The organism is Klebsiella sp. JN_Kp126 (assembly GCF_033843325.1).
GTDB lineage: Bacteria > Pseudomonadota > Gammaproteobacteria > Enterobacterales > Enterobacteriaceae > Klebsiella > Klebsiella michiganensis.
Map to the genome: position 1 here is coordinate 62,315 of NZ_JAWXQV010000089.1, position 26,254 is coordinate 88,568.

Genomic DNA, 26,254 nt, shown 5'->3' on the forward strand with positions numbered 1-26,254 from the left:
TCTGGCATTAACTTTACCGTAGATTCTCGAAATAGTTCAAGTTGCAGGAAGGCGGCAAGTTAGAGAGGCCCCTGGAGCTTACTGAAGTAAGTGACCGGGGCGAACTAACGAAGCCAACGCATCTGCGGCTTGAAGAATGAAGAGAATCAGGATTTTTTCTTCTCGCGGCTATGCAGGCCACGCTTCTCCAGACCACGGTAAATCAGCTGCTGCTGAATAATGGTGACCAGGTTGCTGACGATATAGTAAACCACCAGACCTGACGGGAACCACAGGAAGAACACCGTAAAGATGACCGGCATAAAGGTCATGATCTTCTGCTGCATCGGGTCGGTCACGGTGGTCGGAGACATCTTCTGGATGAAGAACATCGTCGCGCCCATGATGATCGGCAGGATGTAGTACGGGTCTTGCGCAGACAGGTCGTGGATCCACAGGATAAACGGCGCATGACGCAGTTCAACCGAGGCGCTCAGCATGTAGTACAGCGCAAGGAAGATTGGCATCTGGATAATCAGCGGGAAGCAGCCACCCAGCGGGTTAACCTTCTCAGCTTTATACAGGGCCATCATTTCCTGGCTTTGACGCTGCTTGTCGTCGCCCAGACGCTCGCGCATTGCCTGAATCTTCGGCTGCAGCATACGCATCTTCGCCATGGAGGTGTACTGCGCTTTAGTCAGCGGGTACATGATGCCACGAACGATAAAGGTGATGACGATGATGGAGAAGCCCCAGTTGCCCAGGAAGCTATGGATCCATTTCAGCAGTTTGAACAGCGGCTGAGAGATAAACCACAGCCAGCCGTAGTCGACGGTCAGGTCAAGATGCGGCGCAACGGCGGCCATTTTGTCCTGAATAGCCGGGCCGACCCACAGGGTGCTTTCCAGCTTATCGGTTTGACCCGGCTGCACCAGAACCGGCTGAGATTTGTAGCCGATTGCCACAATACCGTTGCCGAGATTCGCGGTGTAGAAGTTGTTAGTACCGGTGTTCTGCGGAACCCATGCGGTAGTAAAGTACTGCTGCAGCATGGCAACCCAGCCGTTTTTGGTGCTGACGTTCAGGTTTTCGTTATCGACGATAGTATCGAATTTATATTTTTCGTACTTCGTTTCAGACGTTGAGTACGCCGCGCCACGGAAGGTGTGCATCGTCGTCAGACCGCCGGTCTGCGTGTCGCGATGCGTCGGCAGGTTGGCGGTTTGCTTCAGCTGGCCAAAGGTCGACAGTTCCAGCGGTTTTTCGCTGGCGTTCTGCACGCTATAGCCGACGTTCACCGCATATTCACCGCGCTTCAGGGTGAAAGTTTTAGTGAATACGTTGCCTGCTTTATCGGTGTACGTCAGAGGAATGACGATTTCGTTCTGGCCATCAGCCATCACAAACGCATCTTTATCGACGTTATACAACGGACGCGGTCCGTTAGCCGGGTTGTCCGGGCCATCACGACCGGTCAGGCCGCTCTGCGCCTGATAGGTAAACTGCGGCGTGGTTTCCAGAAGCTGGAACGGCTCAGTTGACTTCAGCTCTTTCGGATAATCCAGAAGCAGCGCTTGCTCAACATCACCACCGCGGGTGTTGATGGTCAGGTCAAGCACATCGGTTTTTACCGTAATCAGTTTCCCCTGGCCACTGGCCGGTACGCCCTGGTCGGCGGCGCTACCCGTTGCTGTGGTCGTTGTCTGCGTGGTCTGCTGCTGGGGTTGAGGATTGTTATCCTGCTCCCAGGCTTGCCAGATCATGAAAGACACGAACAACAAAGCGATGATAAGAAGATTGCGTTGCGAATCCATCGTTAGTGTTCTCTGGTATCAAATGGTCCAGGCGGGACGGGATCGTCACCACCAGGGTGTAAAGGGTGGCATTTTAATACGCGTTTCACCGTCAACCAACTGCCTTTTATCAATCCAAACCTGCGCAATGCCTCAATTCCGTATTGAGAACAGGTCGGCGTGAAACGACAGTGCGGCCCGAGTAGCGGACTAATCAGGCGCTGATAGACCCGAATCAGGCCTATCAGGACCCGCGAGCCAGGCGACAGTGGCGGCGCCATAATTTTTCCAACGCTTCCGAGAGAGCACGGTTATCGAGGTCGGCAACCCCTTTCTTCGCCACCACCACGAAATCCATTGGCGGGAGTTCATGTTGACGTAAACGGAAGCTTTCACGCGTCAGACGTTTAATCCGATTGCGTTCATGCGCGCGCTTGACGTTTTTCTTGGCGACGGTAAGACCGATGCGGGGATGCCCCAGCGAATTTTGGCGGCCGAGGATGGTGATTTGCGGCGTGCCAGCCCGTAATGGCTGCTGGAAGACGAAAGTGAAATGACTGGGAGTTAACAAGCGTAACTCCCTGGGAAATGCGAGCTTAACCACTCAGGGTTAGCTTTATTACTTGGAAACGGTCAGACGAGCGCGGCTTTTAGCACGACGACGTGCCAGAACCTGACGACCATTTTTAGTAGCCATACGAGCACGGAAGCCGTGAGAACGGTTGCGCTTCAGTACAGACGGTTGAAAAGTGCGTTTCATGGCGATTTCTACCTAAACTTGAATAATTTCACTGACTTTCGCGTAAATCCGAACGAATTTCGAACGGCCTACGCCTCAGCGTGGGTGATTAAAGAGGCCGGATTGTAATAATTGTACACTCCGGAGTCAATTCTCTTTCCTTATTTCTCGCACCTTGCCGCACAAAAAACAGGCGATGGCACGCTGCGGAAAACGGGCTTTACGCGCCGGGTGGTGGATTATACGACCTGGTGGATAAAGCGCAAGGATCGCAAAGGATCTTTGTTAGATCGATTAAGCCCAAAACCAGGATAGTTCATTAATTTTTCCAATATGCGGCTGAAATCGTGCCCCACTCCAGCCAGGATCGATTACACTTACCCAGCTTCGATCCTTCCTGTGGATAAATCGGGAAGAATCTGTTGAGAAACACAAGATCTCTTTCTCAGTTTAGGCTATGATCCCCGGTCCCGATCGGGATCCAGAGATCCGCATCGGGTAATAACCGCAGATAGCGGTTCGCACGTCACCCCTTTTGTGCAGGGGCTTTTCGGCTATGCAGGGTCTTGTCGACGTGTGCCAACAATCACGATTGTTTCAGTTTCTCTTTATATATCGATTTTTGTTCGAGTGGAGTCCGCCGTGTCACTTTCGCTTTGGCAGCAGTGTCTTGCCCGATTGCAGGATGAGTTACCAGCCACAGAATTCAGCATGTGGATACGCCCTTTGCAGGCGGAATTGAGCGATAACACGCTGGCACTGTATGCGCCAAACCGTTTTGTGCTCGATTGGGTAAGGGATAAATACCTCAATAATATCAATGGACTCCTCAATGATTTTTGCGGTGCGGATGCCCCACAGCTGCGGTTTGAGGTGGGCGCTAAGCCTGCCGTTCAGATGCAGAGAGGTACGGTAAGCGTTGCGGCCGCAGCACCTGCGCAGCAGATCCAGACGGCGCGCGTTGCGCCCACTATCGTGCGTCCGGGCTGGGATAACGTTCCGGCGCCGGCAGAACCGACCTACCGCTCTAACGTCAACGTCAAACATACGTTTGATAACTTCGTCGAAGGTAAATCCAACCAGCTGGCTCGCGCGGCGGCGCGTCAGGTTGCGGATAATCCCGGCGGCGCGTACAACCCGCTGTTTCTTTATGGCGGCACCGGCTTGGGTAAAACGCACCTTTTACATGCGGTGGGTAACGGAATTGTGGCGCGTAAACCCAATGCAAAAGTGGTTTACATGCACTCCGAGCGTTTTGTACAGGACATGGTAAAAGCCCTGCAAAACAACGCCATTGAAGAATTTAAGCGCTATTACCGCTCCGTTGACGCACTGCTGATCGATGACATTCAGTTTTTTGCTAATAAAGAGCGCTCGCAGGAAGAGTTTTTCCACACCTTTAACGCCCTGCTGGAAGGCAATCAGCAGATCATCCTGACGTCGGATCGCTATCCGAAGGAGATCAACGGGGTTGAAGATCGTCTGAAATCACGCTTCGGCTGGGGGCTGACGGTTGCGATCGAGCCGCCTGAGCTGGAAACCCGCGTGGCGATCCTGATGAAAAAAGCCGATGAAAACGACATCCGCCTGCCGGGCGAAGTGGCGTTCTTCATTGCCAAGCGCCTGCGCTCTAACGTACGTGAGCTGGAAGGGGCGCTGAACCGCGTTATCGCCAACGCCAACTTTACCGGCCGGGCGATCACCATCGATTTCGTACGCGAAGCGCTGCGCGATCTGTTGGCTTTACAGGAAAAACTGGTCACCATCGACAATATTCAAAAGACGGTGGCGGAGTATTACAAAATTAAGGTAGCGGACCTGCTGTCTAAACGCCGCTCCCGTTCGGTGGCGCGCCCCCGCCAGATGGCGATGGCGCTGGCAAAAGAGCTGACCAACCACAGTCTGCCGGAAATCGGCGATGCGTTTGGCGGCCGCGACCATACCACCGTCCTGCACGCTTGCCGTAAGATTGAGCAACTGCGTGAAGAAAGCCACGATATCAAAGAAGATTTTTCCAATTTAATCAGAACATTATCCTCGTGACGCTATGAAATTTACCGTAGAACGTGAACATTTATTAAAACCGCTGCAACAGGTGAGCGGTCCTTTAGGTGGTCGTCCGACGCTACCGATTCTTGGCAACCTGCTCCTTCAGGTTACCGATGGCGCGCTGTCGCTGACCGGTACCGATCTGGAAATGGAAATGGTCGCGCGCGTTGCGCTGATTCAGCCGCACGAAGCGGGAGCAACAACCGTTCCGGCGCGTAAATTTTTTGATATCTGCCGCGGCCTGCCTGAAGGCGCGGAGATTGCGGTACAGCTGGAAGGCGAGCGTATGCTGGTGCGTTCCGGTCGCAGCCGCTTCTCGCTCTCTACGCTGCCTGCAGCGGATTTCCCCAACCTTGATGACTGGCAGAGCGAAGTTGAATTTACCCTGCCGCAGGCGACCATGAAGCGCCTGATCGAGGCGACGCAGTTTTCGATGGCTCACCAGGACGTTCGCTATTACTTGAACGGCATGCTGTTTGAAACCGAAGGCAGCGAACTGCGCACCGTGGCGACCGACGGCCACCGCCTGGCGGTTTGCTCGATGCCGCTGGAAGAGTCCCTGCCCAATCATTCGGTGATCGTACCGCGTAAAGGCGTGATTGAGCTGATGCGTATGCTCGACGGCGGCGATACCCCGCTGCGCGTGCAGATCGGCAGCAACAATATCCGCGCTCACGTTGGCGACTTTATCTTCACTTCAAAGCTGGTGGATGGTCGTTTCCCTGACTATCGCCGCGTACTACCGAAAAACCCGGATAAGCACCTGGATGCCGGCTGCGATATTCTCAAGCAGGCCTTTGCCCGCGCGGCGATTCTTTCTAACGAAAAATTCCGCGGCGTGCGCCTTTACGTCAGTGAAAATCAGCTGAAAATCACCGCCAATAACCCGGAACAGGAAGAAGCGGAAGAGATTCTGGACGTCACCTATGCCGGGACTGAGATGGAAATCGGTTTTAACGTCAGCTACGTACTGGATGTGCTTAACGCGCTGAAGTGCGAGAATGTGCGTATCCTGCTGACCGATTCCGTGTCGAGCGTGCAGATTGAGGATGCGGCTTCGCAATCCGCAGCCTACGTCGTCATGCCCATGCGATTGTAGAATCTGCAAAGGGGCTGGTTTACTTGCCATTTCGCCTTCCGGCAGTGCTCGAAATGCTCACGTACTTCGTGTACGCTCCGCTTTCTGCGCGCTGGCGGTAGACGAACTGGCTGCGACACCCACGCCCCTTGAATGATGACGAGCTGATATGTCGCTATCCCGACTTCTAATCAAAGACTTCCGCAATATTGAAAATGCGGATCTCGCCCTATCCCCCGGCTTTAACTTCCTGGTTGGCGCCAACGGCAGCGGCAAAACCAGCGTGCTTGAAGCTATCTACACGCTTGGCCACGGTCGGGCGTTTCGTAGTTTGCAGATTGGCCGCGTGATTCGTCACGAGCAGGAGTCCTTTGTCCTGCACGGTCGCCTGCAGGGCGAAGAGCGAGAAGTATCTGTCGGCCTGACAAAAGATAAGCAGGGCGACAGCAAGGTGCGTATCGATGGTACCGACGGGCATAAAGTGGCGGAGCTGGCGCACCTGATGCCGATGCAGCTGATTACGCCCGAGGGGTTTACTTTACTCAACGGCGGCCCCAAATACAGAAGAGCGTTCCTTGACTGGGGATGCTTCCACAACGAAGCCGGATTCTTTACCGCCTGGAGCAACCTGAAGCGCCTGGTGAAGCAGCGCAACGCCGCGCTGCGTCAGGTCAGCCGCTATGCGCAGCTGCGGCCCTGGGATCTGGAGCTGATACCGCTGGCGGAGCAAATCAGCCGCTGGCGGGCCGAATACAGTGCCGCTATCGTCGAAGACATGGCGGATACCTGTCGGCAGTTTTTACCGGAGTTTGCTCTCACCTTCTCTTTCCAGCGCGGCTGGGAGAAAGAAACGGATTATGCCGAGGTGCTGGAGCGAAATTTCGAACGCGACCGCATGCTAACCTATACCGCCCACGGCCCGCACAAAGCGGATTTCCGCATTCGTGCCGACGGCGCGCCGGTAGAGGATACATTGTCACGCGGGCAGCTTAAGCTGCTGATGTGCGCCCTACGACTGGCGCAAGGCGAGTTTCTGACCCGTGAAAGCGGGCGGCGCTGCCTGTACCTGATAGATGATTTTGCCTCGGAACTTGACGACGCGCGGCGCGGGCTGCTGGCCAGCCGCTTAAAAGCCACGCAGTCGCAGGTTTTCGTCAGCGCCATTAGCGCTGAACACGTTATGGACATGTCGGACGAAAATTCGAAGATGTTTACCGTGGAAAAGGGTAAAATAGCGGATTAACCTAAGATAAAATGAGCGAGAAACGTTGATGTCGAATTCTTATGACTCCTCCAGTATCAAAGTCCTGAAAGGGCTGGATGCGGTGCGTAAGCGCCCGGGTATGTATATCGGCGACACGGATGACGGCACCGGTCTGCACCACATGGTATTCGAGGTTGTGGATAACGCTATCGACGAAGCGCTCGCAGGTTACTGTAAAGACATCGTTGTTACTATCCACAGCGACAACTCCGTCTCCGTACAGGATGACGGCCGCGGTATTCCGACCGGTATTCACCCGGAAGAGGGCGTGTCGGCGGCGGAAGTGATCATGACCGTTCTGCACGCGGGCGGTAAATTCGATGATAACTCGTATAAAGTTTCCGGTGGTCTGCATGGCGTAGGCGTTTCCGTTGTTAACGCCCTGTCGCAGAAGCTGGAGCTGGTCATTCAGCGCGATAACAAAATTCACCGTCAGATTTATGCCCACGGCGTGCCGCAGGCGCCGCTGGCGGTTACCGGCGAAACCGAAAAAACCGGCACCATGGTTCGCTTCTGGCCGAGCTACGAAACCTTTACCAACGTGGTCGAATTCGAATACGAGATTCTGGCAAAACGCCTGCGCGAGCTGTCGTTCCTGAACTCCGGGGTGTCGATTCGCCTGCGCGACAAGCGCGACGGTAAAGAAGATCATTTCCACTACGAAGGCGGTATCAAAGCGTTCGTCGAATATCTGAACAAAAACAAAACGCCGATCCACCCGAATATCTTCTATTTCTCCACCGAAAAAGACGGCATCGGCGTTGAAGTTGCGCTGCAGTGGAACGATGGTTTCCAGGAAAACATCTACTGCTTTACCAACAACATTCCGCAGCGCGACGGCGGTACCCACCTTGCAGGCTTCCGTGCGGCAATGACCCGTACCCTGAACGCCTACATGGATAAAGAAGGCTATAGCAAAAAAGCGAAAGTCAGCGCCACTGGCGACGATGCCCGTGAAGGCCTGATTGCCGTGGTCTCCGTGAAGGTGCCGGATCCGAAATTCTCCTCGCAGACCAAAGACAAGCTGGTCTCTTCCGAGGTGAAATCGGCGGTCGAACAGCAGATGAACGAACTGCTGAACGAATACCTGCTGGAAAACCCGTCTGACGCCAAAATCGTGGTCGGTAAAATCATCGACGCGGCGCGCGCGCGCGAAGCCGCACGTCGCGCGCGTGAAATGACTCGCCGTAAAGGCGCGCTGGATCTGGCTGGCCTGCCGGGCAAGCTGGCGGACTGTCAGGAACGCGACCCCGCGCACTCTGAACTGTACTTAGTGGAAGGGGACTCTGCGGGCGGCTCTGCGAAACAGGGGCGTAACCGTAAGAACCAGGCGATTCTGCCGCTGAAAGGTAAAATCCTTAACGTTGAGAAAGCGCGCTTTGACAAAATGCTCGCGTCTCAGGAAGTGGCGACGCTGATTACCGCGCTGGGCTGCGGCATTGGCCGCGATGAGTACAACCCGGACAAACTGCGCTACCACAGCATCATCATCATGACCGATGCGGACGTCGACGGCTCGCACATTCGTACGCTGCTGCTGACCTTCTTCTATCGCCAGATGCCGGAAATCGTTGAGCGCGGACACGTCTACATTGCCCAGCCGCCGCTGTACAAAGTGAAGAAAGGCAAGCAGGAACAGTACATTAAAGACGACGAAGCGATGGATCAGTACCAAATCTCCATCGCGCTGGATGGCGCCACTTTGCATACCAACGCCAACGCGCCGGCCTTAGCCGGCGAGCCGCTGGAGAGACTGGTTGCCGAGTATAACGCCACGCAGAAAATGATTACGCGTATGGAACGTCGTTATCCTAAAGCCCTGCTGAAAGAGCTTATCTATCAGCCGACGCTGGCGGAGGCCGACCTGGCGAACGAGCAGACCGTAACGCGCTGGATCAACGCCCTGGTGAGCGAGCTGAACGAGAAAGAGCAGCACGGCAGCCAGTGGAAATTTGATGTCCGCGAGAACGCCGAGCTGCAGCAGTTTGAGCCGATCGTTCGCGTGCGTACCCACGGCGTGGATACCGACTACCCGCTGGATCACGAGTTTGTCACCGGGCCGGAATACCACCGTATCTGCGCGCTGGGCGAAACGCTGCGCGGTCTGATTGAAGACGATGCCTTTATTGAGCGCGGCGAACGTCGTCAGCCGGTGGCCAGCTTCGAACAGGCGCTGGACTGGCTGGTGAAAGAGTCCCGTCGCGGACTCTCTATCCAGCGCTATAAAGGTCTTGGTGAGATGAACCCGGATCAGCTGTGGGAAACTACCATGGATCCGGACAGCCGCCGCATGCTGCGCGTGACCGTCAAGGACGCGATTGCCGCTGACCAGCTGTTCACGACCCTGATGGGGGACGCCGTTGAACCGCGTCGCGCCTTTATCGAAGAGAACGCCCTCAAAGCGGCAAACATCGATATTTAATCGTCGTACACCGCCATACTCAGGCCGCGCGTTTAGCGCGGCTTTTTTGTGGGCGCAGGCCTGTCCAGCGACATCACGGACGGTAAGCGGCTGGCGAGCGTATCGACGGCAATTCTCACCCTCAGCGGTAGATGCGGCGTCTGTTGCCAGACCGCGTGAACGTCGAAGCGCACATCCGGCGCCTGCTTTAACAGCGGAACGAGTTTTCCCTGATGAATTTCTTTGCTGACCATCCAGCAGGGCAGCCATGCAATGCCGTGTCCGGCCAGTGCAGCGTCGCAGATCGCCTGCAAATCATCCATATTGAGCGATGAACGGGGAGTGAAGGTGTGCGAGGCACCTTCGCTATCCATCAGCTGCCAGGAGAGCACTCTGCCGGCCTGCAGATAGTTAATGGCCGCATGATGGGGTAAATCATCAACGCTTTGCGGCGTGCCCTTCTTCAGCAGATAATCCGGCGCGGCGCACAGCACCATGCGGTGTTCTCCCAGCCTTCGGGCGACCAGAACGCTGCTGTTCTGAAGCGTGCCGTTACGCACCGCCATATCAAACCCTTCCTCGACGAGATCCACCACGCGATCGCTGAATGACATCTCCAGCTCAAGGCCTGGATGTTCCTGCGCCAGCGCGATCAGCAGCGGGGCGACGCACTGGCGGCCAAACAGCACCGGCATGGCCACGCGCAGGCGGCCACTGACCTGCTGTTTCCCCGTTTCCAGCAGCGATTCTGCGCCCCGAATTTCCTCCAGCGCGCGCAGGCAGTGTTCATAAAAAAGGGCGCCGTTGTCGGTCAGGCTCTGGCTGCGGGTGGTACGTTGAAACAGACGTACCCCCAGTCGCTCCTCAAGGCGAGCGATGCTCTTTCCCACCGCCGAACGCGACAAATGCAAACGGATTGCGGCCTGAGCAAAACTCCCCGCCTCAACGGCGGCCACAAAAACCGGAATATCCTTCAGCGTATCGGTCATGGATTGTATCTTTTCTTTCATCAATAATGGGAAAACTTATCGCCACTGGCGACCCTGAGTCAACGGTAGACTGTCGCTCCTGAAGCTTATTTAATGGCAGGAGAGAAAAAATGACTGAGACAATGCAACGCTGGTCCATGGACGCCCTCGGGCGCGACAACCTCAAACTCATCCAGGCGCCTGTTCCGCAGCCAGGGCCGGGTGAAGTCCGCGTACGGGTGAATGCCGTTGCGCTCAACTATCGCGATAAAATGGTCATTGAAGGCACCATGCCGATTGCGCTTTCCTTCCCGTTTACGCCGGCGTCCGATATGGCGGGCGTGGTGGAAAGTACGGGTGAGGGCGTCACGCGTTTCACACCCGGCGCTCGCGTCATCTCGACCTTTTTCCCGGAGTGGATCGACGGTAGGCCAACAGCGGACGCCCGCACTTTGCCCTATAAAACGACCGGCGGTTACTTCCAGGGCATGCTGTCTGAGTACGTGATTGTGAATGAAAACGGGCTGGTGGCCGCCCCGGAAACCCTGGATGACGCAGAGGCCAGCACGTTACCGTGCGCCGGGCTTACCGCATGGTTCGCGCTGGTGGAGCGCGGTCATTTACGCGCCGGGCAATCGGTACTGGTGCAGGGCACGGGCGGTGTGGCGATATTCGCTTTGCAAATTGCCAAAGCGCAGGGGGCAGAGGTTTTTGTCACGTCCGGGAGCGATGAAAAACTGGCGCGGGCCAAACAACTCGGCGCCGATTATGGCATCAACCGGCTTAAAGGCGACTGGGCTGAAGGGATATACGAACTGACGAACGATCGCGGCATCGACCACATCATTGAAACCGTTGGCGGGGAGAACCTGAGGCATTCCCTGCGCGCCGTGGCGGTTCATGGGCGTATTTCGGTCATCGGCGTGCTGGCCGGCAGTGAAATCTCGCTGCCCGCGGGCGAACTGTTGCTGAAATCCCCGGTGATTCAAGGTATTGGCGTGGGGCACCGTCGCGCACTGGAAGATTTTGTCCGCGCCGTTGACGTGACCAGGCTGAAACCGGTGATTGAGCACCGTTACCGCTTTAACCAGCTTGCACAGGCGCTTGAACACCTCGATCGCGGTGCGTTTGGCAAAATCGTGCTCACCCGCGAGTAAGACCCCGTTCCCCGGATCTTGCCTAAAAGGGGGGGTTCTGCTGCGCAATGTAGCTCTATTTTTGTGGGCTTAATCGCGTTAGCATGAGTAAGGACTCATCTTACCCGGGGATTTCATGGCTATTAAACTGATTGCAATCGATATGGACGGCACGCTGCTGCTGCCTGACCATACTATCTCTCCTGCGGTGAAAACCGCGATTGCCGCAGCCCGTGAACGCGGCGTCAACGTGGTGCTGACCACCGGCCGTCCTTACGCTGGCGTGCACAGCTATCTGAAAGAACTGCATATGGAGCAGCCTGGAGATTACTGCATCACCTATAACGGTGCTTTAGTGCAGAAGGCGAGCGACGGCAGTACCGTTGCGCAAACCGCGCTGGGCTACGACGACTACCGCTATCTGGAACAGCTGGCCCGCGATGTCGGCTCCCACTTCCACGCGCTCGACCGCAATACCCTGTATACCGCGAACCGCGATGTGAGCTATTACACGGTACATGAATCCTACGTGGCGACGATCCCGTTGGTCTTCTGTGAAGCAGAAAATATGGATCCGAATATCCAGCTGCTGAAAGTGATGATGATCGATGAGCCGGCGATTCTGGACAAGGCTATCGCCCGCATTCCGGCTGAAGTGAAAGAGAAGTACACCGTGCTGAAAAGCGCGCCGTACTTCCTTGAAATTCTTGATAAACGCGTCACCAAAGGTACCGGCGTGAAATCGCTGGCCGATGCGCTGGGCATCCAGCCGGAAGAGGTGATGGCGATTGGCGATCAGGAAAACGACATCGCGATGATTGAATACGCTGGCGTCGGCGTGGCGATGGATAACGCGATTCCGGCCGTCAAAGAAGCGGCAAACTTTATCACCAAATCCAATCTGGAAGACGGTGTGGCATATGCTATTGAAAAATATGTCTTAAACTAAAAATCTCTTTCTGAAAAACCCGCGTTTATCGCGGGTTTTTTTATGCCCTGAGTTTAACCCGCCGCAAAATCCCCAAACCGAATTGTCGTTTTTGTGATCTAAATTGTAGTACAACATGTTTGTGTTGTACTACATTGTGTCCATGGCGATGACGAGTGACATCACGTTAGTACTACAAAGTTGCGGTTAAAACCGCCTGTCGCGGTAAAGTAGAGAGACATCCAGAGCACAAGGACTTTCCATGACTCTCAATAAAACCGATCGCATCGTCATCACGCTGGGCAAGCAGATTGTCAGCGGCAAATACGTTCCCGGCTCTGCGCTGCCCGCTGAAGCCGACCTGTGTGAGGAGTTTGCCACCTCGCGCAATATCATTCGCGAAGTGTTCCGTTCGTTGATGGCTAAGCGGCTGATTGAAATGAAGCGCTATCGCGGCGCGTTCGTTACCCCGCGCAACCAGTGGAATTATCTCGACACCGACGTTTTACAGTGGGTGCTGGAGAGTGATTACGACCCGCGGCTGATTAGCGCGATGAGCGAGGTACGTAACCTGGTTGAACCCGCGATCGCCCGCTGGGCGGCAGAGCGCGCGACGTCGAGCGACCTGGCGCAAATAGAAGACGCGCTCAACGACATGATCGCCAATAACCAGGACAGGGAAGCGTTTAACGAAGCGGATATTCGCTATCACGAGGCGGTGCTGCAGTCGGTGCATAACCCGGTTCTGCAGCAGCTCAACGTGGCGATCAGCTCGCTACAGCGGGCGGTATTTGAAAGAACGTGGATGGGCGATGAGGCCAACATGCCGAAAACGCTCCAGGAACATAAGGCGCTGTTTGACGCCATCCGGCATCAGGACAGCGAAGCGGCGGAGCAGGCGGCGCTCACCATGATCGCCAGCTCGACACGAAGGTTAAAGGAAATCACATGACATCTCGCTACATCGCAATTGACTGGGGATCGACCAACCTGCGCGCCTGGCTCTATCAGGGCGAACGGTGTCTGGAGAGCAGGCAATCGGAAGCAGGCGTCACGCGTCTGAACGGACACTCCCCCGCCGCGGTGTTTAGCGAAATAACCCGGGGCTGGCGCGACGGCGCGACCCCGGCGGTGATGGCCGGAATGGTCGGCAGTAACGTCGGCTGGCAGGCGGTACCCTACTTGCCGGTTCCCGTTCATTTCTCCGCCATTGGTGAACAATTAACTGCCGTTAGCGACAACGTCTGGATTATTCCCGGACTCAGCGTCTCTCGCGACGATAACCATAATGTGATGCGCGGCGAAGAGACTCAGCTCCTCGGCGCGCGGGCGATAGCCCCTTCTTCCGTCTACGTGATGCCCGGCACCCACTGCAAATGGGTGCAGGCAGACCGCCAACAAATTAACGACTTTCGCACGGTGATGACCGGTGAACTGCATCATCTGCTGCTGCGCCACTCGCTGGTCGGCGCCGGGTTACCGGAGCAGGTCTCCGCTCCTGACGCGTTTAACGCCGGGCTTGAGCGCGGCCTGCATTCGCCAGACATCCTGCCGCAGCTTTTTGAGGTTCGCGCTTCACACGTGCTGGGTTCGCTGCCGCGCGCGCATGTTGGCGAGTTTCTGTCGGGACTGCTGATTGGCGCGGAAGTCGCCACCCTGAGCCAACGCTTTCGCGACCAGCAGGTCACCATTGTCGCCGGCGAGACGCTGGCGAACCGCTATCAGCAGGCACTGAGCGCCATTGGCCGTCAGACCACCGTGGTGTCGGGCGACAACGCATTTCAGACAGGAATAAGGAGCATCATCCATGCAGTGGCAAACTAACTTACCGCTTATCGCTATCCTGCGCGGGATTACGCCGGAAGAGGCGCTGGCGCACGTGGGGGCGGCGATCGACGCCGGCTTCGACGCCGTTGAAATTCCGCTCAACTCACCGCAGTGGGAAAAGAGTATTCCCGCCGTTGTTGAGGCTTATGGTGATAAGGCGCTGATTGGCGCGGGCACCGTGCTTAATGCAGAGCGGGTGGACCAGCTTGCCCGAATGGGCTGCAGGCTTATCGTCACGCCCAATATTCAGCCCGAGGTCATTCGCCGTGCGGTGAGCTACGGCATGACGGTTTGTCCCGGATGCGCGACGGCGACGGAAGCGTTCGCCGCGCTGGACGCCGGGGCTCAGGCGTTGAAAGTCTTCCCATCTTCGGCTTTTGGCCCTGACTACATCAAAGCGCTAAAGGCCGTTTTGCCACCGGAGGTGCCCGTTTTTGCGGTGGGCGGCGTGACGCCGGAAAATCTGGCGCAGTGGATAAAAGCAGGCTGTACCGGTGCCGGGCTGGGCAGCGATCTCTATCGCGCTGGCCAATCCGTAGAGCGTACCCAACGGCAGGCGGCAGCATTTGTTAAAGCGTATCGAGAGGCAGTGCAATGAAAATAACCAAACTCACCACGTATCGTTTACCCCCGCGCTGGATGTTTCTAAAAATTGAAACCGACGAAGGCGTGGTTGGCTGGGGCGAGCCCGTGATTGAAGGGCGCGCGCGCACCGTAGAGGCGGCGGTGCATGAGCTCGGCGAATATCTCATAGGCCAGGATCCGGCGCGGATTAACGACCTGTGGCAGGTGATGTACCGCGCGGGCTTTTACCGCGGCGGCCCGATTTTAATGAGCGCCATCGCCGGTATCGACCAGGCGCTGTGGGATATTAAAGGCAAAGTGCTGAACGCGCCGGTCTGGCAGCTAATGGGCGGCCTGGTGCGTGACAAAATCAAAGCCTACAGCTGGGTTGGCGGCGACCGTCCGGCAGAGGTGATTGATGGCATCAAGAAGCTGCGCGGTATTGGTTTTGATACCTTCAAATTAAACGGCTGCGAAGAGCTGGGGCTGATCGATAATTCTCGCGCGGTGGATGCGGCGGTGAATACCGTCGCGCAAATTCGCGAAGCGTTCGGCAATGAAATTGAGTTCGGTCTCGATTTTCACGGCCGCGTTAGCGCGCCAATGGCGAAGGTGCTGATTAAAGAGCTGGAGCAATATCGCCCGCTGTTTATTGAAGAGCCGGTTCTTGCCGAGCAGGCGGAATATTATCCGCGACTGGCGGCGCAAACCTCGATTCCTATCGCGGCGGGCGAACGCATGTTCTCGCGCTTCGAGTTTAAACGCGTGCTGGAAGCCGGTGGGCTGGCCATTCTCCAACCCGATCTGTCGCACGCGGGCGGTATTACCGAGTGCTATAAAATCGCCGGAATGGCCGAAGCCTACGACGTGGCGCTGGCGCCGCACTGCCCGCTGGGGCCTGTTGCGCTTGCCGCCTGCCTGCACGTCGATTTTGTCTCCTATAACGCCGTCTTCCAGGAGCAAAGTATGGGCATTCACTATAACAAGGGCGCGGAATTACTCGACTTTGTGAAAAATAAAGACGACTTCAATATGGAAGGCGGTTTCTTTAAACCATTAATGAAGCCCGGGCTTGGCGTAGAAGTCGATGAAGCGCGGGTCATTGAATTAAGTCAGAATGCGCCGGACTGGCGTAATCCGTTGTGGCGGCATGAGGATGGTAGCGTCGCCGAATGGTAAATGCGCGTCATACTTTGCGCTGCTGATGCGTTGGCTGCATTTTCTTATCCCAGTCACATACTAATGTATGCTCCTGGGAATGCGAAAATTTGCCGCCTTTCCCCAGCACAAATTATTTAGCGCATTACGGTTAAGTTATTAATAAAAAATTTAAATAAACCCTCTGTAAATTACCGGGCATGGTGAGCGGCCTCGCTATGCCCAAAATCTGGAGACAGATTGCGATGGATATTTCAGTTACAGCTGCAAAACCCGGGCGTCGTCGTTATTTGACGCTGATTATGATCTTTATTACCGTGGTGATTTGTTATGTTGATCGCGCCAACCTTGCGGTGGCATCGGCGCATATTCAGGAAGAGTTTGGTATTACCAAAGCGGAAATGGGATATGTATTTTCCGCCTTCGCGTGGCTGTATACGCTTTGCCAGATTCCCGGCGGTTGGTTCCTTGACCGCGTGGGCTCGAGGCTGACCTACTTTATCGCTATTTTTGGCTGGTCGGTGGCGACGCTACTGCAGGGATTTGCCACGGGGCTGATGTCGTTGATTGGCCTGCGCGCGATTACCGGGATATTTGAAGCGCCGGCGTTTCCCACCAATAATCGCATGGTGACCAGCTGGTTTCCGGAGCACGAGCGCGCATCAGCCGTCGGTTTTTACACCTCAGGCCAGTTTGTCGGGCTGGCATTCCTGACCCCGCTATTAATCTGGATTCAGGAAATGCTGAGCTGGCACTGGGTATTTATCGTTACCGGCGCTATCGGGATCGTATGGTCACTGATTTGGATTAAGGTTTATCAGCCACCGCGTCTGACGAAAAGCATCAGCAAAGCCGAGCTGGATTATATTCGCGACGGCGGTGGTCTGGTGGACGGCGATGCGCCCGTTAAAAAAGAGGCGCGGCAGCCGCTGACCAAAGCCGACTGGAAGCTGGTATTCCATCGCAAACTGATTGGCGTTTACCTTGGACAGTTTGCCGTGACCTCGACGCTGTGGTTCTTCCTGACCTGGTTCCCCAACTATCTGACCCAGGAAAAGGGGATTACGGCGCTGAAAGCGGGCTTTATGACCACGGTTCCGTTCCTTGCCGCCTTTGTTGGCGTGCTGCTCTCCGGCTGGCTGGCGGACAGGCTGGTGAGAAAAGGTTTCTCATTAGGCGCCGCGCGTAAAACCCCGATTATCTGCGGCCTGCTGATCTCGACCTGCATCATGGGCGCAAACTATACCAACGATCCGGTGTGGATTATGGTCCTGATGGCGCTGGCCTTCTTCGGTAACGGCTTCGCTTCCATTACCTGGTCGCTGGTCTCTTCGCTTGCGCCGATGCGGCTTATCGGGTTGACCGGTGGGATGTTTAATTTCGTCGGCGGGCTGGGCGGTATCACCGTTCCGCTGGTGGTGGGCTATCTGGCCCAGGATTATGGTTTTGCCCCTGCGCTGGTTTATATTTCCGTTATTGCGCTGGTGGGCGCGCTCTCTTACATCCTGCTGGTGGGGGATGTCAAACGAGTAGGCTAATTCTTTCCGATACGATACCCTGATGCGAAAGTCTCGCATCAGGGTATGTTTATGAAACAAGTCACCTTTGCTCCCCGTCATCATCAGCTTACCAACACGCGCGCCTGGACGGCGGACAGCCGGTGGCTGGTTTTCGACGTTCGTCCCTCTGGCGCCTCTTTTACCGGCGAAACCATCGAGCGGGTGAATGTCGAGACGGGAGAGGTTGAGATCCTCTACCGTGCCGGACAGGGCGCGTACGTTGGCGTGGTGACCGTTCATCCATCGATAGATAAATATGTCTTTATCCACGGCCCGGAAAACCCTGACGAGCGCTGGCATTACGATTTCCACCATCGTCGCGGCGTGGTGTCCTGGCAGGGAGATACGCATAACCTCGATGCGATGGATATTTCCGCCCCCTATACACCCGGCGCGCTGCGCGGCGGCAGCCATGTGCATGTCTTCAGCCCGAGCGGCGAATTTGTCAGCTTTACCTATAACGACCACGTGCTGCATGAACGCGATCCGGCGCTGGATTTGCGCAACGTTGGCGTGGCGGTTCCCTATGGCCCGGTAGTACCGCGTGGGGATCATCCACGAGAATACGGCGGCAGCCACTGGTGCGTGCTGGTCAGCCGCACAACGCCGACCCCCGCGCCGGGCAGCGACGAGATTAATCGCGCCTATGAAGAGGGCTGGGTGGGCAACCGGGCGCTGGCGTTTATTGGCGATACGCTGGCGGTAAATGGCGACAAAGTGCCGGAGCTATTTATTGTCGAGCTGCCGGAGAGCGAACAGGGCTGGAAGCAGCCTGGCGATGCGCCATTGGCAGGAACGGAAACCACGATGCCGGCTCCCCCTGCCGGCGTTGTTCAGCGTCGCTTAACGTTTACCCACCAACGCCGTTACCCGGGACTGGTGAATACGCCGCGTCATTGGGTGCGCGCTAATCCGTCGGCAACGGACATCGCTTTTCTGATGCGCGACGAGGCCGGCGTGGTGCAAATGTGGCTTATCTCGGCGCAGGGAGACAAGCTGCGGCAGCTGACCAACAGCCGATCCGATATCCAGTCGGCGTTTAACTGGCATCCGTCAGGAAAATGGCTGGGCTTTGTGCTGGAAAACCGCATCGCGCTTTGTGATGCGCGAAGCGGGGAAATCGACTTTTTGACTGATGAGCATGCCAATCCGCCTTCGGCCGACGCGGTCGTCTTTTCGCCAGACGGCACACGGCTTGCCTGGATGGAGGAGGTGGACGGTTACCGCCAGCTGTGGGTAACCGCAACGGCGCGCTAAATCAGGGGGTCGGCATTGGCGCTGGCGGGATCACTGCGTTGGTCGCCAGCGTCTCTTTCTCGCTCTTTTCCACGCGCGATTTAACCGAGCTATCGGTGCGGAACATATCCCACGGTAGCAGCAGCGTGTCCATAACGGCCGTGAGCGGCATATCCAGCGCCACCAGGGATTTCGTACCCCAGTTGGCATCGCTATCTCCCAGCATTTGCGCGCTGGCGCGCGTTCCCGGATAGGTTCCTTCCTTACCGCCGGTATGTGACATCACGCTGGAGCAACCGCCTAAACTTATCATCCCGCTAAACAGGACCAGCTTTAACAGACCGTTTTTCATCATTTTTCCGTCATCGTTACGGGCGTTGATAGAACCTTCTATGTACAAAATCATGCAGGGCGCAGCCAACAGAGCCGCGGCCTGAAGAATGGCGTACATATCGGTTATATCGGGCCATTCCATGGATGCATAGTGCCATTGCGCCGCACTGTGGCAGGCGTCGCACTTTGCCTTTTGTGCTGTCCCTCCAGTCTAAGCAATAGACCGCAAACTGCAAAAAAAATTGCCCATTTCCCCTTGAAAAGGTCATGGATATACCCATTTTAGGAATGTGTCTCCCGGAGAATACGCCGAATGGGTATTCCGGGTAATAACGGCCTGTCCATGATGGAAGGTCAGATAATTCTCGCTGATTTCAGGAGCTATGTATTATGCGTAATTTCGATCTCTCCCCGCTGTATCGTTCTGCTATTGGTTTCGACCGCCTTTTCAATCTGTTAGAAAATAATCAAAGCCAGAGTAATGGCGGCTATCCTCCGTACAACGTTGAGTTAGTAGACGAGAACAACTACCGCATCGCGATTGCCGTTGCCGGTTTTGCCGAGAGCGAACTGGAAATTACCGCGCAGGATAATCTGCTTATCGTAAAAGGCGCCCATGCCGCCGAGCAGAAAGAGCGCACTTACCTGTATCAGGGCATCGCTGAACGCAATTTTGAGCGTAAATTCCAGCTTGCGGAAAATATTCATATTCGCGGCGCCAACCTGGTAAACGGTCTGCTGTATATCGACCTTGAGCGAGTTATTCCTGAAGCGAATAAGCCGCGCCGTATCGAGATCAACTAATTTGTTGGGCCGCGAAGGCGGCCCGGTATTCATTCAAAAAAACTGCCCGCCGTCAGGGGGCAAAGGCGAATCCACAGGATTTGCAGATATCCACTCGCTTCTTAGAAGGAGAAAGACTATGCGTAACTACGATTTATCCCCGCTGCTGCGTCAATGGATCGGTTTTGACAAACTGGCCAACGCGCTACAAACCGCCGGTGAAAGCCAGAGCTTCCCGCCCTATAACATCGAAAAAAGCGACGACAACCACTATCGCATTACCCTTGCGCTGGCCGGTTTCCGTCAGGAAGATTTGGATATCCAGCTTGAAGGCACGCGCCTGACGGTAAAAGGCGCGCCGCAGCAGCCGGAAAAAGAGACCAAATGGCTGCACCAGGGGCTGGTTAACCAGGCATTTAGCCTGAGCTTCACGCTCGCCGAAAATATGGAAGTCTCCGGGGCAACCTTTACTAACGGCCTGCTGCATATCGATTTGACCCGCAACGAGCCGGAACAGATCGCCCCGCAGCGCATCGCCATCAGCGAGCGCCCTGCGTTACAGAGCTAATTAAGCGAATCACTTATAAGGCCCCGATTTTCGGGGCTTTTTTGTGCGTGATACACATTACTTTGTCCTTTCTTGCTGTGTTCAACAAAATGGTCGTTGGCTGATCCCGTGATTATTGTGCGCCAGGCGGCATACAGCCTGGTGACTACCGGTCATAATCCTCATTGTGCGTAATGTTATACACAGGGAAGAGACGATGAGTGATATAGCATTGACCGTTAGCGTATTGGCGCTGGTGGCGGTAGTCGGATTGTGGATCGGCAATGTAAAAGTGCGCGGTGTCGGCTTCGGTATCGGAGGCGTGCTGTTTGGCGGTATTATCGTCGGCCACTTTGTGGACCAGGCGGGCATTACGCTCAGTAGCCCAATGCTGCACTTTATTCAGGAATTCGGCCTGATCCTCTTCGTGTACACCATCGGGATCCAGGTGGGGCCGGGCTTCTTCGCTTCGCTGCGCGTCTCTGGCCTGCGGCTTAACCTGTTCGCCATTCTGATTGTGATTCTCGGCGGTCTGGTTACCGCGGTCCTGCATAAACTGTTTGATATCCCTCTCCCCGTGGTGCTCGGGATCTTTTCCGGTGCGGTAACCAACACGCCTGCGCTGGGGGCCGGGCAGCAGATCCTGCGCGACCTTGGCGTGCCGCTTGATACCGTCGATCAGATGGGTATGAGCTACGCCATGGCCTATCCGTTTGGCATCTGCGGCATTTTGCTGACCATGTGGCTGGTCCGGCTGTTCTTCCGCATCAACGTTGAGAAAGAGGCTCAGCAATTTGATGAAAACAGCGGCAATGGCCATGCGCATCTCCAGACCATCAACGTGCGGGTTGAAAACCCCAACCTGAACAATATGGCGATTCAGGATGTGCCGATGCTTAACAGCGACAAGCTGATCTGCTCGCGTCTCAAGCGCGAGGAGATGCTGATGGTGCCCGCGCCGAATACCCTGATTCAGCTCGGGGACCTGCTGCACCTGGTCGGGCGACCGGAGGATTTACACAATGCCCAGCTGGTGATTGGCAAGGAGGTTTCCACTTCGCTCTCCACGCGCGGTACCGATCTGAAAGTCGAGCGCGTGGTGGTCACTAACGAAAAAGTATTGGGTAAACGCATACGCGATCTGCACTTTAAACAGCGCTATGACGTGGTGATCTCGCGACTCAATCGCGCCGGGGTTGAGCTGGTCGCCAGCAGCCATGCCAGCCTGCAGTTCGGCGATATTCTTAACCTCGTCGGCCGTCCGGAGGCGATTGACGCGGTGGCCGCCGAGCTGGGCAACGCCCAGCAAAAACTGCAGCAGGTGCAGATGCTGCCGGTATTTATCGGTATTGGCCTGGGCGTGCTGCTGGGCTCCATTCCGCTGTTTATTCCGGGGTTCCCGGCGGCGCTGAAGCTGGGCCTGGCAGGGGGGCCGCTGATTATGGCGCTGATCCTCGGGCGTATCGGCAGCATCGGTAAGCTCTACTGGTTTATGCCGCCCAGCGCTAACCTTGCGCTGCGCGAGCTGGGCATTGTGCTGTTTCTCGCGGTGGTTGGCCTGAAATCCGGCGGCGATTTTGTGGCGACGCTGATTGACGGTGATGGCATGAGCTGGATTGTCTACGGCATCTTTATCACCGCTATCCCACTGCTGGCTGTCGGTATTCTGGCGCGGATGCTGGCGAAGATGAACTACCTGACCCTGTGCGGGATGCTGGCCGGTTCAATGACCGACCCGCCCGCGCTGGCCTTTGCCAATAATCTGCATGCCACCAGCGGCGCGGCGGCGCTCTCTTACGCGACCGTTTATCCGCTGGTCATGTTCTTACGTATTATTACGCCGCAGCTACTGGCGGTGCTGTTCTGGGGGATAGGTTAACGGATTCTCCGCCTGGACGCGCCGCAGGTGGTAGTCCACCTGATACTCGCTGGCGTTACGGAACATCACTGAATAGTTAAGAAACTCGCCGCTGTCGCTGTAGGAAAGGGAGGTTATACGCAGCAGCGGCGTCTGCTCCGGCACGTTCATCGACTGCGCCAGCTGCCTGTCCGCCAGCACCGGCGACAGCGTTTCATAGTTGCCGCTAATGGTTATGCCACACTCCTTCTCGATGTAATCGAACTTCGACCCTTCCAGATGCACCAGCGACAGATTGCGAAACAGCTTCACCGGCATATAGCTGTCCTCCAGCATTAGCGGCTTGCCATCGACATAGCGCACCCGGCGCGAGAAGTAGATCCGTTCATCAATTTGTATCCGCAGCAGGCTGGCGATAGCCGGGGGGGCGGGCATCACCTCAAAAACCAATACCCGGCTGACCACCTCTTTACCCTGCTTGCGCAGCACCTCGGCCAGCCCGGTCAGATTGCTGGTTTCATGATGCAGGTCTTTGCGGGCGACGTAGGTGCCGGAGCCGTGCCGACGCACCACCAGTCCCCAGGTGACCAGCAGATCGATGGCTTTGCGGATAGTCATGCGCGCGACGCCGAACTCTTCCGCCAGCTTTTTTTCCCCGGGAAGCGGGCTGCCGACTTCGAAATCGGAGGAGTTGAGGCGCAAACGTAATCTGTCGGCGATGGATTTGTAGATCACCAGTAGACCTCTATTCACTCAGTTGAAAACGATGATGCACGGATTATTAGCTTTAAAAATAGAGTTAATACATATGGATAAATACGCTTCGTTACAGAGGCGTAATCAGCGCAATTCAGAATGTCTAATTTTTACTTAAAAAGTAGACAACATTGGCGCAATTAAAACCATGAAAGCGATCACGAATCGTAACGGCTCCGCATGTTGTCGACCGGGCAAATTTCTATTCTCGTTTCAGGCCAGTACAAATAATTACCCTGAATCATTCACCGCGGTACGTGAAGCATGTCGGGTATGGATAAGGCCACTCACCCTATGAGTTGTTATATGAGGATTTTCAAATGCTCAGTCAAATACAACGCTTTGGCGGCGCCATGTTTACCCCGGTTTTACTCTTTCCTTTCGCCGGGATCGTGGTGGGTATCGCCATTATGCTGCGCAACCCGATGTTCGTCGGGGAAGCGCTCACAGCACCCGATAGTTTATTTGCTCAGATCGTTCATATTGTTGAAGAGGGCGGCTGGACCGTCTTTCGTAATATGCCGCTGATTTTCGCCGTCGGTCTGCCGATCGGCCTGGCGAGACAGGCCCAGGGCCGGGCCTGCCTGGCGGTACTGGTCAGCTTCCTCACCTGGAACTACTTCATCAACGCCATGGGGATGACCTGGGGCCACTTCTTCGGCGTCGATTTTTCCGTGGAGCCGACGCCAGGCAGCGGCCTGACGATGATGGCCGGGATTAAAACGCTCGATACCAGCATTATCGGCGCGATCGTTATCTCCGGGCTGGTGACCGCCCTGCATAACCGCTACTTCGATAAACCGCTGCCGGTGTTTCTGGGGATTTTCCAGGGCTCCTCGTTTGTGGTGATTGTCGCCTTCCTGGCGATGATCCCCTGCGCCTGGCTGACCTTGCTGGGCTGGCCAAAAGTGCAGATGGGCATTGAATCGCTGCAGGCCTTCTTACGCTCGGCCGGGGCGCTGGGGGTCTGGGTCTATATTTTCCTTGAGCGCATTCTGATCCCGACCGGTTTACATCACTTTGTCTACGGACCGTTTATTTTCGGCCCGGCGGTAGTGGAAAGCGGTATTCAGGTTTACTGGGCGCAGCATTTACATGAGTTCAGCCAGAGTACCGAGGCGCTGAAAACTCTGTTCCCGGAAGGCGGATTCGCGCTGCACGGTAACTCGAAGGTCTTTGGTTCCGTGGGTATCGCGCTGGCGCTCTACTACACCGCCGCGCCGGAAAATCGCGTGAAAGTCGCCGGTCTGCTGATTCCCGCCACCTTGACCGCCGTACTGGTGGGAATAACCGAGCCGTTAGAGTTTACCTTCCTGTTTATCTCGCCGCTGCTGTTTGCCGTCCATGCGGTGCTGGCGGCCACTATGGCGACGGTGATGTATATCTGCGGCGTGGTAGGCAACTTTGGCGGCGGCCTGCTCGACCAGTTTCTGCCGCAAAACTGGATCCCCATGTTCCACAACCATGCCTCAATGATGTTTATCCAGATAGGCGTTGGCGTGTGCTTCACCGCGCTCTACTTCGTCATCTTCCGCACGTTGATTCTGCGCCTGAACCTGAAAACGCCGGGCCGCGAAGAGAGTGAAATTAAGCTCTATAGCAAAGCGGATTATCAGGCCGCGCGCGGCAAAACCAGCGCCGCGGGGGCTGCGGATACCAAACTGGGCCAGGCCGCCGGCTTCCTGCAGGCGCTGGGCGGAGCGGGCAATATCGAAAGCATTAATAACTGCGCCACCCGACTGCGCATCGCGCTGGTCGATATGGCGAAGACGCAAAGCGACGACGTCTTTAAAGCGCTGGGCGCCCACGGCGTAGTCCGCCGCGGCAACGGAATTCAGGTCATCGTCGGCCTGCACGTCCCTCAGGTCCGCGACCAGCTGGAAACCCTCATCAAAGATTCTCTACAGACCGAACAAACCACCATGACGGAGGCAGTATCATGAAAAAATTCTCAGTTGTTATCGCAGGCGGCGGCAGTACCTTCACCCCGGGCATCGTGCTGATGCTGTTAGCGAACCAGGATCGCTTCCCGCTGCGGTCGCTGAAATTTTACGACAACGACGGCGCGCGTCAGGAGACCATCGCCGAGGCGTGCAAAGTGATCCTCAAAGAGCAGGCGCCGGAGATTGAATTCAGCTATACCACCGACCCGCAGGCGGCCTTTACCGACGTTGATTTCGTGATGGCGCATATCCGCGTGGGCAAATACCCGATGCGTGAAAAAGATGAAAAAATTCCGCTGCGCCACGGCGTGCTGGGGCAGGAAACCTGCGGCCCTGGCGGTATCGCCTACGGTATGCGCTCCATCGGCGGCGTCCTGGAGCTGGTGGACTATATGGAAAAATATTCGCCGAACGCCTGGATGCTGAACTACTCCAACCCGGCGGCCATTGTGGCGGAAGCGACCCGTCGCCTGCGTCCGAACGCCAGAATTCTCAACATTTGCGATATGCCGATCGGTATCGAAGGGCGGATGGCGCAAATCGTCGGCCTCAAGGACCGCAAGCAGATGCGCGTGCGCTACTATGGGCTGAACCACTTCGGCTGGTGGACCTCGATTGAAGATCTGCAGGGTAACGATCTGATGCCGAAACTGCGCGAACATGTGGCGAAATTCGGCTATGTTCCGCCATCAAACGATCCCCATACCGAGGCGAGCTGGAACGACACCTTCGCCAAGGCGAAGGACGTGCAGGCGCTGGATCCGGATACGATGCCGAATACTTACCTTAAGTATTATCTGTTCCCGGACTACGTCGTGGCGCACTCCAATCCGGAACGCACCCGCGCTAACGAGGTGATGGATCACCGTGAGAAAAACGTCTTTAGCGCCTGCCGGGCCATTATTGCTGCGGGCCACTCGTCCGCAGGCGATCTGGAAATTGACGAACACGCGTCCTACATCGTCGATCTGGCGGCGGCGATTGCCTTTAATACTCAGGAACGCATGCTGCTAATTGTGCCAAACAACGGGGCGATTCATAACTTTGACGCCGATGCGATGGTGGAAATTCCGTGCCTGGTTGGCCACAATGGACCGGAGCCGTTGACGGTAGGCGACATTCCCCACTTCCAGAAAGGGATGATGAGCCAGCAGGTTGCGGTGGAAAAACTGGTGGTGGATGCCTGGGAACAGCGCTCTTATCACAAGCTGTGGCAGGCCATTGCGCTGTCGAAAACCGTGCCGAGCGCATCCGTTGCGAAAGCGATTCTTGATGACCTGATTGCGGCCAATAAAGCGTACTGGCCGGAACTGCATTAATCCTGCTGACCGGCAGCCACAGGGTGCCGGTTATTC

Annotated in this window: 24 protein-coding genes and 1 other annotated feature; of the genes, 17 read left to right on the top strand and 7 right to left on the bottom strand. The window is 56.0% G+C overall.

Translation table 11 applies throughout. The annotated features are described in order from the left end of the window. Positions 1–146 precede the first annotated feature (146 nt). The 4 genes from yidC to rpmH are packed head-to-tail and all read right to left on the bottom strand — an operon-like array spanning position 147 to position 2,532. The gene (gene yidC / locus SIK97_RS23790) at positions 147–1,793 is read right to left on the bottom strand and encodes a membrane protein insertase YidC (protein WP_004855708.1); all 1,647 of its coding nucleotides are present in this window, start codon (positions 1,791–1,793) and stop codon (positions 147–149) included. A 2-nt stretch (positions 1,794–1,795) separates the two neighbouring features. After that, positions 1,796–2,053 (bottom strand): membrane protein insertion efficiency factor YidD, encoded by a 258-nt coding sequence (gene yidD / locus SIK97_RS23795; protein ID WP_004871831.1) that lies wholly within the window; start codon positions 2,051–2,053, stop codon positions 1,796–1,798. Beyond that, positions 2,017–2,376, bottom strand: coding sequence for a ribonuclease P protein component (gene rnpA / locus SIK97_RS23800; protein WP_004871829.1), 360 nt, complete (start codon positions 2,374–2,376; stop codon positions 2,017–2,019). The genes yidD and rnpA overlap by 37 nt, the downstream gene beginning before the upstream one ends. Before the next feature lie 15 nt (positions 2,377–2,391). After that, positions 2,392–2,532 (bottom strand): 50S ribosomal protein L34, encoded by a 141-nt coding sequence (gene rpmH, locus SIK97_RS23805; RefSeq protein ID WP_004871828.1) that lies wholly within the window; start codon positions 2,530–2,532, stop codon positions 2,392–2,394. Positions 2,533–3,153: 621 nt separating this feature from the next. Here rpmH and dnaA point away from each other — a divergent pair. The 4 genes from dnaA (at position 3,154) to gyrB (ending at position 9,324) form a co-directional block, all read left to right on the top strand. Next, positions 3,154–4,554: a chromosomal replication initiator protein DnaA gene (gene dnaA, locus SIK97_RS23810; RefSeq protein ID WP_004871826.1), complete on the top strand. Its 1,401-nt coding sequence runs from the start codon at positions 3,154–3,156 to the stop codon at positions 4,552–4,554. Between the two features lie 4 nt (positions 4,555–4,558). Next, positions 4,559–5,659 (top strand): DNA polymerase III subunit beta, encoded by a 1,101-nt coding sequence (dnaN, locus tag SIK97_RS23815; protein WP_004107206.1) that lies wholly within the window; start codon positions 4,559–4,561, stop codon positions 5,657–5,659. Positions 5,660–5,807: 148 nt separating this feature from the next. Beyond that, entirely contained in the window at positions 5,808–6,881 is a 1,074-nt protein-coding gene (gene recF, locus SIK97_RS23820; protein WP_032751800.1) for a DNA replication/repair protein RecF, read from the top strand. A 28-nt stretch (positions 6,882–6,909) separates the two neighbouring features. Further along, positions 6,910–9,324 (top strand): DNA topoisomerase (ATP-hydrolyzing) subunit B, encoded by a 2,415-nt coding sequence (gene gyrB / locus SIK97_RS23825; protein WP_004126944.1) that lies wholly within the window; start codon positions 6,910–6,912, stop codon positions 9,322–9,324. 32 nt (positions 9,325–9,356) lie between these two features. Here gyrB and SIK97_RS23830 read toward each other — a convergent pair whose 3' ends face one another. Continuing rightward, on the bottom strand, positions 9,357–10,292 hold the full coding sequence (locus tag SIK97_RS23830; RefSeq protein ID WP_032751999.1) for a LysR family transcriptional regulator: 936 nt from the start codon (positions 10,290–10,292) through the stop codon (positions 9,357–9,359). 110 nt (positions 10,293–10,402) lie between these two features. Here SIK97_RS23830 and SIK97_RS23835 point away from each other — a divergent pair, with 110 nt between their 5' ends. The 8 genes from SIK97_RS23835 (at position 10,403) to SIK97_RS23870 (ending at position 18,700) form a co-directional block, all read left to right on the top strand. Next, the gene (locus tag SIK97_RS23835; protein WP_014839852.1) at positions 10,403–11,428 is read left to right on the top strand and encodes a zinc-dependent alcohol dehydrogenase family protein; all 1,026 of its coding nucleotides are present in this window, start codon (positions 10,403–10,405) and stop codon (positions 11,426–11,428) included. 115 nt (positions 11,429–11,543) lie between these two features. Then, positions 11,544–12,356, top strand: a complete 813-nt coding sequence (gene yidA / locus SIK97_RS23840; RefSeq protein WP_032751801.1) for a sugar-phosphatase — start codon at positions 11,544–11,546, stop codon at positions 12,354–12,356. 241 nt (positions 12,357–12,597) lie between these two features. After that, a complete protein-coding gene (gene dgoR, locus SIK97_RS23845) occupies positions 12,598–13,287 on the top strand; it encodes a D-galactonate utilization transcriptional regulator DgoR (RefSeq protein ID WP_032751803.1) in 690 nt (229 codons plus the stop codon). Continuing rightward, positions 13,284–14,159, top strand: a complete 876-nt coding sequence (locus tag SIK97_RS23850; protein ID WP_025107561.1) for a 2-dehydro-3-deoxygalactonokinase — start codon at positions 13,284–13,286, stop codon at positions 14,157–14,159. Before dgoR ends, SIK97_RS23850 begins: the two co-directional genes overlap by 4 nt. Further along, positions 14,143–14,760, top strand: coding sequence for a 2-dehydro-3-deoxy-6-phosphogalactonate aldolase (locus SIK97_RS23855; protein ID WP_014227330.1), 618 nt, complete (start codon positions 14,143–14,145; stop codon positions 14,758–14,760). The genes SIK97_RS23850 and SIK97_RS23855 overlap by 17 nt, the downstream gene beginning before the upstream one ends. After that, positions 14,757–15,905, top strand: coding sequence for a galactonate dehydratase (gene dgoD / locus SIK97_RS23860; RefSeq protein ID WP_032751806.1), 1,149 nt, complete (start codon positions 14,757–14,759; stop codon positions 15,903–15,905). The genes SIK97_RS23855 and dgoD overlap by 4 nt, the downstream gene beginning before the upstream one ends. 179 nt (positions 15,906–16,084) lie before the next feature. Continuing rightward, positions 16,085–17,422, top strand: coding sequence for an MFS transporter (locus SIK97_RS23865; protein ID WP_071846050.1), 1,338 nt, complete (start codon positions 16,085–16,087; stop codon positions 17,420–17,422). 51 nt (positions 17,423–17,473) lie between these two features. Further along, the gene (locus tag SIK97_RS23870) at positions 17,474–18,700 is read left to right on the top strand and encodes a DUF3748 domain-containing protein (protein WP_032751807.1); all 1,227 of its coding nucleotides are present in this window, start codon (positions 17,474–17,476) and stop codon (positions 18,698–18,700) included. 1 nt (position 18,701) lies between these two features. Here SIK97_RS23870 and SIK97_RS23875 read toward each other — a convergent pair whose 3' ends face one another. Beyond that, the gene (locus tag SIK97_RS23875) at positions 18,702–19,034 is read right to left on the bottom strand and encodes a YceK/YidQ family lipoprotein (protein ID WP_032694303.1); all 333 of its coding nucleotides are present in this window, start codon (positions 19,032–19,034) and stop codon (positions 18,702–18,704) included. A gap of 300 nt (positions 19,035–19,334) precedes the next feature. After that, positions 19,335–19,409, top strand: a sequence feature (ROSE (Repression Of Heat Shock gene Expression) occurs in the 5'-region of heat shock genes and acts as an RNA thermometer to modulate expression.). On the opposite strand from SIK97_RS23875, the gene ibpA reads away from it, so the two are divergent. The 3 genes from ibpA to SIK97_RS23890 all read left to right on the top strand — a co-directional run bounded on the left by ibpA (position 19,403) and on the right by SIK97_RS23890 (position 22,221). Beyond that, positions 19,403–19,816, top strand: a complete 414-nt coding sequence (ibpA, locus tag SIK97_RS23880; protein WP_004126917.1) for a small heat shock chaperone IbpA — start codon at positions 19,403–19,405, stop codon at positions 19,814–19,816. (Overlaps the previous feature by 7 nt.) A gap of 118 nt (positions 19,817–19,934) precedes the next feature. After that, positions 19,935–20,363, top strand: a complete 429-nt coding sequence (gene ibpB / locus SIK97_RS23885; RefSeq protein WP_004107167.1) for a small heat shock chaperone IbpB — start codon at positions 19,935–19,937, stop codon at positions 20,361–20,363. A gap of 196 nt (positions 20,364–20,559) precedes the next feature. Next, the gene (locus SIK97_RS23890) at positions 20,560–22,221 is read left to right on the top strand and encodes a putative transporter (RefSeq protein ID WP_032751809.1); all 1,662 of its coding nucleotides are present in this window, start codon (positions 20,560–20,562) and stop codon (positions 22,219–22,221) included. Here the strand turns inward: SIK97_RS23890 and SIK97_RS23895 are convergent. Beyond that, positions 22,189–22,935 carry a GntR family transcriptional regulator gene (locus SIK97_RS23895; protein WP_014227323.1) on the bottom strand — a complete coding sequence of 249 codons (747 nt, stop codon included), beginning with the start codon at positions 22,933–22,935 and terminating at the stop codon, positions 22,189–22,191. The genes SIK97_RS23890 and SIK97_RS23895 overlap by 33 nt on opposite strands. A 341-nt stretch (positions 22,936–23,276) precedes the next feature. Between SIK97_RS23895 and SIK97_RS23900 the strand changes: the two genes are divergently transcribed. Beyond that, positions 23,277–24,899: an alpha-glucoside-specific PTS transporter subunit IIBC gene (locus tag SIK97_RS23900; protein WP_032751816.1), complete on the top strand. Its 1,623-nt coding sequence runs from the start codon at positions 23,277–23,279 to the stop codon at positions 24,897–24,899. Continuing rightward, positions 24,896–26,218, top strand: coding sequence for a 6-phospho-alpha-glucosidase (locus SIK97_RS23905; RefSeq protein ID WP_004855669.1), 1,323 nt, complete (start codon positions 24,896–24,898; stop codon positions 26,216–26,218). The genes SIK97_RS23900 and SIK97_RS23905 overlap by 4 nt, the downstream gene beginning before the upstream one ends. The last annotated feature ends 36 nt before the right edge of the window (positions 26,219–26,254 follow it).